Origin of the sequence: Flavobacterium ranwuense, from assembly GCF_004349315.1 — a bacterium.
GTDB classification, from domain to species: domain Bacteria; phylum Bacteroidota; class Bacteroidia; order Flavobacteriales; family Flavobacteriaceae; genus Flavobacterium; species Flavobacterium ranwuense.
Genome location: NZ_SMLH01000004.1, coordinates 14,383 through 28,752, shown reverse-complemented (window position 1 = coordinate 28,752; position 14,370 = coordinate 14,383). Strand labels below are relative to the sequence as shown.

The 14,370-nt window shown below is 33.9% G+C and carries 10 protein-coding genes; all 10 read left to right on the top strand.

Features of this window, described 5'->3' with window-relative positions; translation table 11 throughout:
- The first annotated feature begins 10 nt into the window (after positions 1–10).
- The 10 genes from E0I61_RS08350 to E0I61_RS08305 all read left to right on the top strand — a co-directional run bounded on the left by E0I61_RS08350 (position 11) and on the right by E0I61_RS08305 (position 14,370).
- A complete protein-coding gene (locus E0I61_RS08350; RefSeq protein WP_132070676.1) occupies positions 11–1,018 on the top strand; it encodes a mannose-1-phosphate guanylyltransferase in 1,008 nt (335 codons plus the stop codon).
- 588 nt (positions 1,019–1,606) lie between these two features.
- Positions 1,607–4,036: an SLBB domain-containing protein gene (locus E0I61_RS08345; protein WP_132070674.1), complete on the top strand. Its 2,430-nt coding sequence runs from the start codon at positions 1,607–1,609 to the stop codon at positions 4,034–4,036.
- A 133-nt stretch (positions 4,037–4,169) separates the two neighbouring features.
- A complete protein-coding gene (locus E0I61_RS08340; protein ID WP_132070672.1) occupies positions 4,170–5,231 on the top strand; it encodes a Wzz/FepE/Etk N-terminal domain-containing protein in 1,062 nt (353 codons plus the stop codon).
- A 3-nt stretch (positions 5,232–5,234) separates the two neighbouring features.
- Positions 5,235–6,203, top strand: coding sequence for an SDR family oxidoreductase (locus tag E0I61_RS08335; protein WP_132070670.1), 969 nt, complete (start codon positions 5,235–5,237; stop codon positions 6,201–6,203).
- 73 nt (positions 6,204–6,276) lie between these two features.
- Positions 6,277–7,551, top strand: coding sequence for a nucleotide sugar dehydrogenase (locus E0I61_RS08330; RefSeq protein ID WP_132070668.1), 1,275 nt, complete (start codon positions 6,277–6,279; stop codon positions 7,549–7,551).
- Between the two features lie 18 nt (positions 7,552–7,569).
- Entirely contained in the window at positions 7,570–9,009 is a 1,440-nt protein-coding gene (locus E0I61_RS08325) for a lipopolysaccharide biosynthesis protein (protein ID WP_132070666.1), read from the top strand.
- 16 nt (positions 9,010–9,025) lie between these two features.
- The gene (gene asnB / locus E0I61_RS08320; RefSeq protein WP_132070664.1) at positions 9,026–10,840 is read left to right on the top strand and encodes an asparagine synthase (glutamine-hydrolyzing); all 1,815 of its coding nucleotides are present in this window, start codon (positions 9,026–9,028) and stop codon (positions 10,838–10,840) included.
- A 2-nt stretch (positions 10,841–10,842) separates the two neighbouring features.
- On the top strand, positions 10,843–12,036 hold the full coding sequence (locus E0I61_RS08315; RefSeq protein ID WP_132070662.1) for an EpsG family protein: 1,194 nt from the start codon (positions 10,843–10,845) through the stop codon (positions 12,034–12,036).
- Positions 12,037–12,118: 82 nt separating this feature from the next.
- Complete coding sequence (locus tag E0I61_RS08310; RefSeq protein WP_132070660.1) at positions 12,119–13,204, top strand: glycosyltransferase; 1,086 nt, start codon at positions 12,119–12,121, stop codon at positions 13,202–13,204.
- A complete protein-coding gene (locus E0I61_RS08305) occupies positions 13,204–14,370 on the top strand; it encodes a glycosyltransferase family 4 protein (protein WP_132070658.1) in 1,167 nt (388 codons plus the stop codon). The genes E0I61_RS08310 and E0I61_RS08305 overlap by 1 nt, the downstream gene beginning before the upstream one ends.

The following is a 14,370-nucleotide window of genomic DNA, read 5'->3' as shown; positions in this document are numbered from 1 at the left end:
CGAATAAAACATGGAAAATAAGCCTTCAATTACACATGTCATTCTTACTGGCGGAGTAGGGAGCCGATTGTGGCCGCTATCCCGAAAAAGCAAGCCTAAACAATATCTTGACTTATTTGGTGGAAAGTCTTTGTTTGAAATGACAGTGGATCGTAACCGTACTATAGCTGACACCGTTATGGTGGTAGGGAATATTGATAATTGTCACCTTAGTAAAAAAGTTCTAGAAAAAACGAATACTTCTTACATAGACATCGTTGAATCCACTCCCAGAAATACGGCTGCTGCTATTGCTTTTGCCGCTTTTGCTTCTGATCCGGATGCTATTTTAATCGTAACACCATCGGATCATATTATTGACGACATGGCAGCATATGAAACTGCGATTCATGAAGCAGTAGTAAAAGCATCTCAAGGATACATTGTTACTTTTGGTATTATTCCCACTAAACCGGAAACGGGATATGGTTATATTGAGCGCAAAGGAGATGACGTGATTTCTTTTCGTGAAAAACCAAACCAGGTTTCTGCTCGAGATTTTATAGCGAAAGGAAATTTTCTATGGAATAGTGGTATGTTTTGTTTTAAAGCGGGTGTTTTTTTGGAGGAGTTAAAAATTTTTGCACCGGAGGTTTATGAAAAGTCAAAAATAGTATGGGATGCTGCTGTCAATGGGAATTTAGATTTAGCATTATCGCTTGAAATTCCCTCTATCAGTATTGACTATGCTGTTATGGAACGAAGTAAAAAAATAAAAGTAGTGTCCTCTAAATTTGCTTGGTCTGATTTGGGTTCTTTTGAATCTGTTTATGATTACTTGGTCTCTACGGGGCATCCGGTTGATAAAAAAGGGAATATGGTGATTGGGACTACTAATTATACTGCTTTTGTAGGTCTTAAGAATACTATTTTTGTACATACGGATACTGCTAATTTAATTCTTCAGAAAGATAATTCTCAGGATGTCAAAAATGTGTACAATGAGTTAGAGAGAGAAAATCCAAATTTGTTGGATTGAAATTAGTGAATAGTGAATGGTGAGAAGAGAGTTTTGTCCTTCGACAAGCTTAGTATGACAGTGAAAAGTGAGAAGGGAAGGTTAAGCCTGATTTCAAAATCAAACCTTTCAGGATTCGATTCTTCGAATTTTGTGGGTATAGTTTTCGTTTTACTGCGGACATAAAAGGGATTTAGTGAGAGTGTCCTTCGGCAAGCATAAGATGACAGCGAGAAGGGAAGGTTAAGTCTGATTTCAAAATCAAAATTATATAATGTGTCTTAAAGAGGATAAAAAAGGGCGAAAAACACGTTAATTTAAAATTTTAATTTTTTGTAAAATTACCCGCTTATTTAATGGGTTGGTTTTTAATATTTTGTAAGAATAGGATGAAATATATCTTAGGCGATTTTTTTCGTTTAATAAATAGTGGGTTAAATCTTTTAAACTAAATTTGCTGTCGAAAAGAAAATCTGGTAAAGCCCAATGGGGACTTAGCAAGGCGAAGCCATTGGAGCTGTTGCTGTTTTTATTACCATATAGTCATACGTTGCACTACAATAGGACTAACAGATTGTAGATTTGAAGAATTTAAATTTTAGAATAGATATGAGAAAAATAATTACAGTCACTTTATTGTTTATAGCACTTTTTCAGTCCTCCACTTTGTTGGCGCAAGATTTGTTAAAAAGCACTGATTTAAGTACGTTAAAAGTAGATTATTTATCGGATAGTGATATTGCAAAAATAAAAGCACAGTTGCAAACTAATAATGTGACTATTGAGCAGGCGGAACCTATGGCTTTGGCAAAAGGAATGTCTGCCAGCGAATTTGCAAAATTAAAGGAGCGCCTTGCGATGCCAGCGACCAAAACCGATGTGGTTAAAAAGGATCGTGACGATGAAGATAAAGGATTAGAGAAGGAATCTGGAAGAAAACAGGAAAAGATTGTCAATACTAAAGTTAAGGATTCGATTAATGCGTTGGTTTTTGGTTCAGAACTGTTTGATAATCCAACCTTAAATTTCGAGCCTAATCTGAAATTAGCCACACCTGTGAATTACATTTTAGGACCTGGTGATGAATTGCAGGTAAGCGTTTATGGCGTTCAGGAATTTAATGCCAGTATTCCAGTGAGTGTTGAAGGAAAAGTAACGATTCAATATGTGGGTCAAATAGCTGTTTCCGGAATGACTATCGAGGCTGCAACCCAAAAAATCAGAAATGCTATCGCCGGTGTTTATAGCACCGTACGATCAGGGCAATCACAGGTAAGTGTTAATCTGACTCGCATCAGAACGATTAAAGTAACTTTGATAGGCAGTAAGCAACCTGGAAACTATTCTATTTCTTCTTTGGCAACGGTTTATAATGCGTTGTTTTTAGGCGGTGGACCAGGAAAAAATGGCAGTTATAGAAATATTGAATTGATTCGAAATAACAAAGTGTTTACTAAAGTAGATATTTATAATTTTTTAGTCAATGGAGATCAATCTGATAATGTTGGGCTGAAAGACAATGATGTTATTCGGATTCCAGCCTATAATCAGAGAGTGACCCTTGAGGGACAGGTTAAGCGTCCGGGTATTTTTGAGATGAAAAAGGGAGAGACCTTTACCGATTTATTGTCATTTGCTTCCGGATTTAATGAGTTTGCTTATACTGCATCTGTGAATGTATTACAAAAAACGGATAAGGAATTTAAAGTACGAGACATAAAATCGACGGAATTTAATTCTTATAAACCACTTTCAGGTGATGTGTTTAGAGTATCTAAAATTTTAAACCGTTTCGAAAATCGCATCAAAATTGACGGTGCCGTTTTTAGACCGGATACTTATTCTTTTTATGAAGGCATGCGCATCTCTGATTTGATTGCAAAAGCGGATGGATTAAAAGAAGACGCTTATAGTAACAGAGCCAGAATTATTCGATTGAAACCGGATTTGACTACGGAGATCGTCAACGTTAATTTAGCTAAAGCCTTAGAAGGGGATTTAGAAGCTGATATTGGTTTGAAAAAAGAAGACATCGTAACCGTTTATTCTATCTTAGATTTTGTAGAAGAGTATAAAATAACGATTGACGGCGAAATTAAAAAGCCCGGAGTTTATGATTATCATGAAAATCTGACGTTAAATGATTTATTGGTACAGGCTGGCGGATTAACGGGTTCAGCTTCCAAAAGAGTAGAAGTGGCACGAATGATTCAATCAGAAGAAATTGATGATGCGAACTCTAATAAAGCGGAATTGTTTAATATCGAAATTACTGCCAATAATAATGAGCAATTAAAAAACTTTGAATTGCAACCATTTGATGTGGTTAATATCCGTAAGATGGCGGTGTATGACAAGCCAGAAATGGTAACTGTGAACGGAGCGGTGCATTATGCGGGTAAATATGTGTTGGCTCATAAGAAAGACAAAATATATGATGTAGTACAACGGGCTGGAGGATTGACTTCTTTGGCGAATGTAGAAGGCGTTAAAATCAAAAGACCTATTCAAGCGAAACAAATTGAAGCGGTAGAGAGCGTAGATTTGAATTTGGGCAAGAAAGACAGCCTCCAAAAGAAATTGACCAAAAAGTTGAAGGAAGATTTGAAATTTGCCATTATACCTGTAGATTGGAAAGCCATTGTCAAAAATCAAAATAGCAACACCAACGTGACTTTGTTTCCCGGAGATGAAATTGAAGTGGCGACTTTCAATGAAGGCGTTAAAGTGACAGGGAATGTATTATTAACTTCTGAGATTCCTTACGAAAAAGGGAAGTCATTTGGTTATTATTTAAATGCTGTTGGTGGAGTAGATAACAAGGGTTGGAAAAGAAAAGCCTATATTATTTATCCCAATGGTAAAGCAGCAGTAGCCAGTTCATTCCTGTTTATTAGATCCTATCCCAAAGTGAAACCAGGTTCTCAAATTATAGTGCCTGAAAAACCTGAAGTTAAAAAAATGAGTACGGGAGAGTTTGTCAGTATAGCTGGAGTGTTGGCGAGTTTGGCAGGGATTGTAATAGCACTTATTAGGTAATAGTGTTCAGTGGCCAGTATTCAGTGATCAGTTTGCAGTTCTTCAAAACAGTCAGCAGAATATTATCAATAACCGTTTTTTAAATAGAATGCCTCAATGCTAAACTAAATACAAGCGTAAAATCTTGATAAAAATGAACGAACAAAATACTAACGACGAAATTTCGTTAAAAGAATTACTGGAAAAAGGAAGGGAATGGTATGCCTATTTGCTGTCGCAGTGGAAAATTATATTTCTAGCAGGAATCATGGGGGCAGGTTTGGGCTTGGCCTATTCTTTTAGTAAAAAACCAGTATATACCGCGACACTATCTTTTGCGCTAGAAGACGAAAAAAGTGGTGGAGGATTGGGAGGTGCTTTAGGTTTGGCGAGTTCGTTTGGATTGGATTTGGGCGGCGGCGGAGGCAGTATCTTTACCGGCTCCAATTTGACGGAGTTGTTCAAGTCCCGTGCTATGGTGGAACAAACTTTGTTGAGCCCAGTTGTTGTCGATGGAAAGACTATTTCTTTGGCAGAGATGTATATTCAGAATAGTGGATGGAGAGACCAATGGAACGATAAACCGAAATTTAAGGCTATCCAGTTTTTACCCGATACCAAACGCAAGTATTTTACGAGAGTACATGACAGTATCTTGGGCGTTATGTACCAAAATTTGTCTAAAACCGGATTGACAGTAGGACAAAAAGACAAAAAAATAGCGATTATAACTATCGATGTGAATGCTACTAATGAATTGTTTTCCAAGTATTTTACGGAAGCTTTAGTTAAAGAAGTGTCTGATTTTTATGTCACTACAAAAAGCAAGAAAGCGCGAGAGAATATGGATATACTGGAACGACAAACCGATTCTATACGTGGCGAATTGAATGGCGCCATTACCGGAGTGGCTGTTGCCAATGACAATACCTTTATGTTGAATCCTGCGCTTAATGTGCGTCGTGCACCTTCTGCCCGCAGACAGGTGGATGTGCAGGCTAACACCGCCATATTAACCGAGTTGGTCAAGCAATCGGAATTGGCCAAAGTAACGTTGCGTAAAGAGACTCCTTTGATTCAGGTGATTGACAGGCCGATTTTGCCTTTGAAGAAAGAGAAGTTTGGAAAGGCTAAAGGCATTGTTTTAGGCGGATTTTTAGCGGGGTTTTTGACAGTGGTGGGTTTGATCGTAAAAAGAATAATGAAAAATATATAATTCATGAAAATATTGATTACTGGCGGGGCAGGATTTATTGGTTCTAATTTATGTGAATATTTTTTAGATAAAAATTATCAAGTAGTTTGTTTGGATAATTTCGCCACCGGACACCGGTATAATTTAGCTGCATTTATAGATAACTCAAATTTCACCTTGTTGGAAGGTGATATACGGAATTTAACAGATTGTCGGAGGGCTGTAGATGGGGTTGATTATGTTTTGCATCAAGCTGCATTGGGATCTGTGCCTCGTTCTATTAATGATCCTATTACAACTAACGATGTAAATGTTTCGGGTTTTTTAAATATGCTTAGCGCTTCACGTGACGCTAAAGTTAAACGTTTTGTATATGCGGCAAGCTCTTCCACTTATGGGGACTCTGTAGGCTTGCCAAAAGTAGAGGATGTAATAGGGAAACCACTTTCTCCTTATGCTATAACTAAATATGCTAACGAATTGTACGCTGATATTTTTAGTAAGACCTATGGGTTGGAAACCATTGGGTTAAGGTATTTTAATGTATTTGGAAGGAAACAAGATCCTAATGGAGCTTATGCTGCTGTAATCCCAAAGTTTGTTATGCAATTTATGAATTACGAAAGTCCAGTGATTAATGGGGATGGTAATTATTCTCGTGATTTTACTTATATTGATAATGTGATTCAAATGAATGAGTTGGCTATGACTACTCAAAATCCAGAGGCAATTAACACAGTTTACAATACTGCTTATGGAGATAGAACTACTCTAACTCAATTGGTAAACCTATTGAAAGAGAATTTATCTGCTTTTGATACTAAAATACGGAATGTTGAAGTGATACATGGCCCCAATAGAGCTGGGGATATCCCTCATTCTTTGGCCAGCATTGAGAAAGCTAAAAAATTATTAGGGTATCAACCTCAATTTTCAATTCAAGAAGGTCTAAAGGCGGCTGTTTCTTGGTATTATAATAATTTAAAACAATAGTCGTCTTTAAATGTTAATTACTTTGAAATAATTAGAGGTGTAAATTAGCTAAATTTCTAGATTAAAATAAAACATGAAAAAAATTGCCATTATAGGTCTTGGCTACGTAGGTCTCCCTTTAGCAAGATTATTTGCTACGAAGTATTCTGTTATTGGATTTGATATTAATAAAACTAGAATAACGGCTTTAAATGCAGGTCATGACAGTACTCTTGAAGTGGAGGATGAAGTTTTACAAGCTGTTTTAGTTGACCAAGTTTCAGATGAAACGGGACTTTATTGTACTAGTGATTTAGAAATTCTAAAGAGTTGTACTATATATATAGTCACTGTTCCGACACCGGTTGATAAAAATAATCGCCCAGATTTGACTCCGTTATACAAAGCAAGTGAAACAGTGGCCAAGGTGCTGAAAAAAGGAGATATTGTTATTTATGAATCTACTGTTTACCCCGGAGTTACCGAGGAAGATTGTGTACCCGTTTTAGAAAGAGTTTCAGGATTGCAATTTAACGTTGATTTTTTTGCTGGATATTCACCAGAAAGGATTAATCCAGGTGATAAAGAACATACGGTAGAAAAAATTTTAAAAGTTACCGCGGGCTCTACTCCCGAAATTGGTGTTGTGGTAGATGAGTTGTACAAAAGCGTCATTATCGCAGGAACTCATTTGGCGCCATGTATTAAAGTTGCCGAAGCTGCCAAAGTTATCGAAAATTCACAACGTGATATCAATATCGCCTTTGTAAACGAATTGGCAAAAATATTTAATTTAATGGATATTGACACCCATGCCGTATTGGAAGCAGCAGGGACTAAGTGGAATTTTTTACCTTTCAAACCAGGATTGGTTGGTGGTCATTGTATAGGCGTAGATCCGTATTATTTAGCGCAACGCGCTCAAGAATTTGGCTATCATCCTGAAATAATATTGGCTGGTCGCAGATTGAATGATAGTATGGGCGAATATGTAGCTTCTCAAGTGGTAAAATTGATGATCAAAAAAGGTATTAGTATAAAGGGGGCTAGTTTATTGATGTTAGGAATTACATTCAAAGAAAATTGTCCTGATGTACGTAATACTAAGATAGTGGATGTTATCAAAGCGTTAACTGATTACGGAATTGAAGTTACTATTTATGATCCAATGGCAAATCCTGCTGAGGTAAAACATGAATACAATCTTATTACAACACAAATTTTGCCTACTGTAAAATTTGATGCAACCGTTTTAGGAGTTGCACATAAGCAATTTTTAGAAATGAATTTATCGTGCCTCCAAAAAGAAAACAGTGTATTGTATGATGTGAAAGGTATTATTGGAGATAAAGCTGATGGTAAGTTATAGTCATTTAAATTATTTTGCGTGGATTTAAAAAAACAAGCAATTTCGGGAATGTTTTGGGTTTTTATTGATACATTTCTCTTGAAAGGAATTTCTTTTATTGGAACTATACTTTTAGCACGATTATTATTACCAGAGGATTTTGGTTTAATAGCAATGATATCCGTTATTATTGTAATTGGAGTTATCGTTGTCGATAGTGGATTATCTTCTTCCCTTATCAGAAATATTAAAAATAGTTCGGTTGACTATTCAACGGTGTTTTATGCTAATGTTTTTTTTAGCTTGATATTTTACGTATGTTTCTTTTTTTTGGCTCCTTTTATAGCTGATTTTTATTGTCAAGAGTCGCTGATATCATTAATAAGAGTATATTCTTTATGTTTCTTTTGTTCGGCTTTTTCATCAGTTCAAACTGCTATTCTTATTAAAAATATGCAATTTAAAAAAATTGCCTATTTGAATTTACCCGGTTCAATTGTAGGTATAATAATTGGCTTGACAATGGGGTATTATGGCTATGGAGTTTGGAGTATAGTTGGGATGTATTTAGGGACTCAATCTTTTCAAATGATAGCTTTGTGGATGGGATCTAGCTGGAAGCCTAAATTGGAGTTTTCGTTTGATAAATTAATATATCATTATCAATTTGGTTTAAAATTATTAGTTTCAAGTTTACTAACAAGCGTTCTAAGCAATATTTACAATGTTGTTATTGGTAAATTTTATTCCTTAAAAACAACAGGTTATTTTGACAGATCCAATACATTGAGTCAATATCCTGTTACAATTCTTACCCAAATCATAGGTAAAGTAACCTTTCCTTTAATGTCAGGAATTCAGGAGGATAAAGAGAGATTAAGGCTTATTTTTGAAAAACTTGTAAACTTCACTTTTTTTGTTACCGCTCCTATTATGTTGGGGATTTCAGCTGTATCCAGGCCGCTTGTTTTATTAGTTTTGGGTAAAGAATGGTTGCCTGCCGTACCGATGTTGCAAATAATTTGTTTTGGTAGTGTTTTTTTAACTTTACAAGCGTTAAACGTTAACTTATTAAAAACATATGGAAGATCTGATTTGATATTGTCTGCGGAAATATACTTGAAGATTGTTTTGATAGCATCTGTTTTTATTGCTTTTTTTTATGGATTATATGCTATAATATGGTGTACAGTGATTAATTCTTTTATTACTCTACTTGTTAACATGTATTGTGCAAATAAAGTAATTCCATTTTCAATAAAGGATCAGTTAATTAATATTGCTCCTGTGTTCATTATTTCGATTTCAATGTATTTTTTTATAATTTTTTTACAAGAATACAGCTGGAATTTATCTCCATTCGTAGAACTAATTATCTTAAGCCTTTCAGGGTTTGTTTTTTATATTAGTTTTAGTTATTTATTAAAAATTCCTTCTCTATTTTTTTTATTTGATTTAATAAAAAGAAAGATATCCTAAAAGTAAAAATTATTCTATGTGCGGTATATATATTACAAACATTCCTTTCCAAAAGGAAGAAGTTATTGATAAATTGCAATCTATCGAATTCCGCGGCCCAGACTATTTGGGTTATGAAACAAAAAATGGAGTTTCTTTAGGTCACTTGCGCTTGGCGATATTAGATTTAGACCAACGTTCTAATCAGCCTTATACTTTTAAACAATTTCATATTGTATTCAATGGCGAAATTTATAATTTCGATACCATTAAACAGGAGTTAGTTGTTTTAGGATATGATTTTGAGACTACAAGTGATACCGAAGTTCTTATAAAAGGATATTCAAAATGGGGTAAAGATTTGCTTTCAAAGCTTAATGGTATGTTTGCATTTGCCATATATGATTCTGTTAAAAATACTGTATTTTGTGCCAGAGATCGTATGGGAGTGAAACCATTTTTCTATTACTGGAAAGACGGTGAATTCGAAATTTGCAGCCAGTTGCGCCCTCTTGTTAATGCTCAAAGCAAAGTTTCTCAGCAGTCTGTTTCTATTTATTTGGATTGTGGATATGTTCCGAGTCCATATTCTATACTTGAGAATGTTTTTAAATTGCCGCCAGGTAATTTTATGGAAATAGACTTGGTAAATGGAACAAAAACAGTTTCAGAATATTGGAATTTAAAACCTGTTGTTATTCGGGATATTTCTTATGAGGAAGCAAAAAAAGAGTTGCATGAACTTTTACTAGATGCCGTAAAAATTCGTTTACATTCTGACGTGCCGTTAGGAGCGTTCCTTTCCGGTGGAATTGATTCTGCTCTAGTTTCTGCCATAGCTTCCAAAATTTCGAAAACTCCGATTAATACTTTCACGATCGGTTTTGAAGATCCCAAGTTCGACGAGAGTAAGGTTGCAAAACAGTTTTCAGAAATAATAGGGTCAAATCATATTGAAACAATTTGTGGACCTAACGATGCTTTAGCTATGCTTCCCAAATTAATTATGGTTTATGATGAGCCTTTTGCCGATAGCTCTGCACTACCTTCGTTACTATTGAACGCCGTGACTAAAGAACATGTAACGGTGGCTTTATCAGGGGATGGTGGGGATGAAAGCTTTATTGGCTATTATCATTTACTGCTAGTGGAAAAGTTTAAAAAAGTTTCCTTCATTCCTTATTTTATTAGAAAAATTTTAAGTGAATTTAAGTGGTATAAAGTCTTTAAGACTAGACCGGAAACAATTAAAGGTATTTTTGGGGCGAGAGATGAAGATGAGTTGATAGTGAGAATATTTACTTCTTTTGATAGTTTGCAGAAAAAACAGGATGTAAGGTGGTTACATGATTATAAGATATTTAAGTACTTAGCAAAGGAATCACTGCAAAAAGCAGCGGATTTCAATATTAAGTTATGGCTTGAGAACGATAGTAATGTAAAAGTAGATCGAGCAAGTATGGCATCCGCAATCGAGGTGAGGAGTCCTTTTTTAGACTATAGAATAGTTGAGTTTGCAAGGACTTTACCCATTAAGTATCGTTTCAGAAATGGGGTTACCAAAAAAATCATTCGCGATATTTTATCGGATTATATACCTGAAAGCATTTTTAATCAGCCCAAAAAGGGTTTTTCAATTCCTTTGGGTGATTGGATTAGAAAAGAACTTAAAAATGAAATTTTATTTGCTTTAAATGATGAGTTTTTAAATACTGTCCCTAATTTGGATGTTCAAAAATTCAAAAGGCAAATGGAATTGCATATGACCGAAAAATATGATTATTCATTTAGTATCTGGAAATTGTTTGTATTGTCGAAATGGCAGCGTGAATTTAAACTGCAATTGCGATAAGAATGATAAAAAAAGTTGATCTTATAAATTTACTGGTATTTGTAGTTAGTCCATTTTTTGCTATTCCTGGAATCATATATGGGGTAATCAATAAATCAAAAATCAGTTTGATTTTATTTATTCTCCTATTTGGATTGATTAGCTTTATGTATATCCCAAATTTTAGTGATGATCGATCCAGATATTTTGAAATATATGATGATTTTAGTCGCAATACTTTTAGTGAAATGTTCTTTTTTTTTATTTTAAGCAGTCAAGATTTTATTTTACAGTCATTATTTTATTGGGCATCTAGGTTTAGTATACCAGCACAATTTGTTTTTGCATTTGTCACTATGTTCAGTATAAGTGGTATATTTTTTATCTATCATAGAATACTAGATGGTTATAATCTGGTAATTACAAGATACGGGTTATTATCCCTTTTGTTGATGATTTGTTCGATTTCTTACTTGGATTTATTATCAGGAACCCGATTCATGTTTGCGGCATCTTTTGTTTTACTCGCTTTTTATTTTGGTATTGTCGAAAGAAAGAATTGGGTAGTTTTACTACTTATAATAGCTTCTTTTATACATTTTAGCACCTTAATTTTTTTGCCGTTGTATCTCGTTTTAAAGATATTTTCAGACCAATATAGAAGCTATAAAATCATTTTTTTAATCTCGTTGTTTTTTATTGTTTTACCTAAAACGGCAATGATGTCTATTTTTGAATTACTGGGGGTAGGTGGTGCGTTGCAACAAAAAGGAGAAAGTTATCTTGGGGGTGAAGATTTTATTGAAAGCGGTATCAATGGGTCTTTCGGGGCTGTTTTTATATATTACATTTCTTTAATTTGGATTTTTTTAGGGTATGGGTATTTATTGTTTACCTTAAAAAGGAACAATGTAATTAGAAACATCGTTTTGCTAATCGCCTCCTTAATTAATATTTTCTATTCTACTCCTACCATATTTCTTAGGTATGCTATTATTTTAAAAATTTTCTTTGTATTTATGTTGATTAGTGAACTCTATCAGTATCAGAAGAGTCGGGTAGTGTATTTCTTCTGTATAATTTTTAGTGTGATATTGGGGACACAAATCATTATAGCAAGAAATAATATAGACAAGAGTTTTATCAATCCCGAGTCCTTACTTTTGATAACGATTATAGGGAAAGATAAAATTACTCCAAATGATTTTATAGATTGATGGTTTATTTACAAAGACTTTCTTCATAAATGTATTAGACTGAAATAAGAAAAAAATGATTTTTAATAAATAGAATTTTCAAATGAAAAAAGTGGTTTTTTTTGTCAATGATTTAAATGCTGGTGGTATTGAAAATTATCTGCTTCGCTTTTTGAACCATTATGATGGGGGAATAATACCAATTGTTGTTTGTAAAAGTACTGTATTTGGTGATTTAGAAGAGCAATATAGAAAAATTCAACACATTAGGCTGGTTCCATTAAAAATGGGGTATTTTGATCCTTTAGGATGTCGTAATTCTTATCTTTTTCTAAAGAATGGAAATTATGATACAGTTGTAGATTTTACAGGGAATTTTGCGGCCTTTCCTTTGCTCATGGCCAAATTAGCTAAAATTAAAACGAGAATTGTTTTTTATCGGGGGGCAACTAACCATTTTAAGGGAGGTTTTCTTAAAACTAGATATAACAATTTTTTAAATATTATAGTTGAAAAAGTCTCCACTTCAATTTTATCTAATTCAAAAGCAGCATTAAAATTTTTCTTCAAAAAACAAAATGACAATAGGTTTGAAGTGATATACAATGGAATCGACGCATCAAGCTTTCTAAATTCGGATAAAAATCTACGAGCAGAATTGAATATACCAAATGAAGCATTTGTTATTAGTCACGTTGGAAGATTTACTGAAGCAAAAAATCATAGCACGATAATTGAAACAGCAGTTAGATTATGTAAACAAAATAAAGAAATATATTTTATTTTATGCGGAAAAGATGTTGACGTCAATTTAAAGGAAAGGGTTGAAAGTGAAAATTTATCTGCAAAGATTAAACTCTTAGGGTATAGAAGCGATGTGATTCTAATTCTTAATTCATCTGATGTTTTTTATTTTCCTTCTCTCACAGAAGGTCAACCGAATGCGCTATTAGAAGCAATGATTGTAGGATTGCCTTTTGTTGCATCAAATATAGGGCCTATAAAAGAAAGTGTTCCGGAAGAATTTTATCAATTTTTAGTGAATCCTAATGATGCTTCAGGCGCAATGAAGATGATTCAATTATTGTTTGAAAATGAAGAAGCTCGAAAAAAAATGAATTTGAGTAAATGGGCAAAACAACATTATGAACCCAATTACCTCTTTGCTAAATTTTATATGAAATTATAATGGATCTTATTTTTGTAACTGAAGCTCGATTTTATAAAACACATGAAGGGAATTATTATGCAGATGACATGTCTTACAATAATTTATTATGGAATAGGTATCTGAAAGAATTTGACAAGGTTTATGTTATAGCAAGGGTTTTTAATTCTACTTCGGCTTTTGATGAATCTTTTTATGTAGATAATGTTCATTTTTTGCCATTACCCGCATTTGAAGATATTATATCCTACGGTAAGAATTTTTTCAGCATAAAAAAATATTTAAACAGCTATATTAAAAAAGATTCTACTATCATTATCAGAGGAGGCGGGGCTTTGGGGTATACAGCAAGCAGAATTTGTAAAAAGCAGAATTTGCCCTATGGAGTTGAGGTGATTGGTGATCCGTATGAAGTTTTTGCTCCGGGAGTTATTAGACATCCTTTACGAATTGTGTTGAGATATTTGTTTACGTATATTCAAGAAAAAGTAGTAAAGGAAGCTGTTGCGGTAATTTATGTAACAAAGTATGCTTTACAAAAGAGATATCCTGCGTCTGAGAAAGCATTTACCACCTATGCATCAGATGTTTTTTTAGATTCCTCCAATCTTGTTCTTGAGCCTAAAAAGTTGCAATCCTTTAAAGAAATTAACTTGATTTCGATTGGATCTTTAGATCAAATGTATAAATCTCCAGACATACTTATAAAAGCAATAAAGATGTTGGTTTCAAAGGGGATTGATGTTAAATTAACATGGCTGGGAAAGGGTAAATATCAACAGGACATGGAACGTCTTGTACAAATTTTAGAAATTGAAGATAAGGTTAAGTTTGCCGGTTCTGTATCATCAACCGAGGTCACAAAATATTTGGATAATTCAGACGTGTTTTTACTCGTTTCTAGAACCGAAGGTTTACCTAGAGCTATGGTAGAGGCCATGTCAAGGGGACTTCCCTGTATTGGCACTAAGGTAGGAGGCATACCAGAATTGTTGCAAAAGGAATTTTTGGTAGATCCTGAAAGTCCAGAGCAGATTTGTGATAAGGTTCAATTTTTATTGAAAAATAGGGAGGTTGCAAATATTCAATCTAAGATAAATCTGGAAAATTCAAAAGAGTATTCATTTGAAGGGCTCGATTCAAAGCGTGCCAATTTTTATAGGTTTTTGAAAAATTATCATAATTAA

Coding starts and splice junctions, on each gene's coding strand:
- E0I61_RS08340 (WP_132070672.1), top strand. CDS start 4,170: ATGAACGAACAAAATACTAACGACGAAATTTCGTTAAAAGAATTACTG.
- E0I61_RS08310 (WP_132070660.1), top strand. CDS start 12,119: ATGAAAAAAGTGGTTTTTTTTGTCAATGATTTAAATGCTGGTGGTATT.
- E0I61_RS08305 (WP_132070658.1), top strand. CDS start 13,204: ATGGATCTTATTTTTGTAACTGAAGCTCGATTTTATAAAACACATGAA.
- E0I61_RS08330 (WP_132070668.1), top strand. CDS start 6,277: ATGAAAAAAATTGCCATTATAGGTCTTGGCTACGTAGGTCTCCCTTTA.
- E0I61_RS08315 (WP_132070662.1), top strand. CDS start 10,843: ATGATAAAAAAAGTTGATCTTATAAATTTACTGGTATTTGTAGTTAGT.
- E0I61_RS08350 (WP_132070676.1), top strand. CDS start 11: ATGGAAAATAAGCCTTCAATTACACATGTCATTCTTACTGGCGGAGTA.
- asnB (WP_132070664.1), top strand. CDS start 9,026: ATGTGCGGTATATATATTACAAACATTCCTTTCCAAAAGGAAGAAGTT.
- E0I61_RS08345 (WP_132070674.1), top strand. CDS start 1,607: ATGAGAAAAATAATTACAGTCACTTTATTGTTTATAGCACTTTTTCAG.
- E0I61_RS08335 (WP_132070670.1), top strand. CDS start 5,235: ATGAAAATATTGATTACTGGCGGGGCAGGATTTATTGGTTCTAATTTA.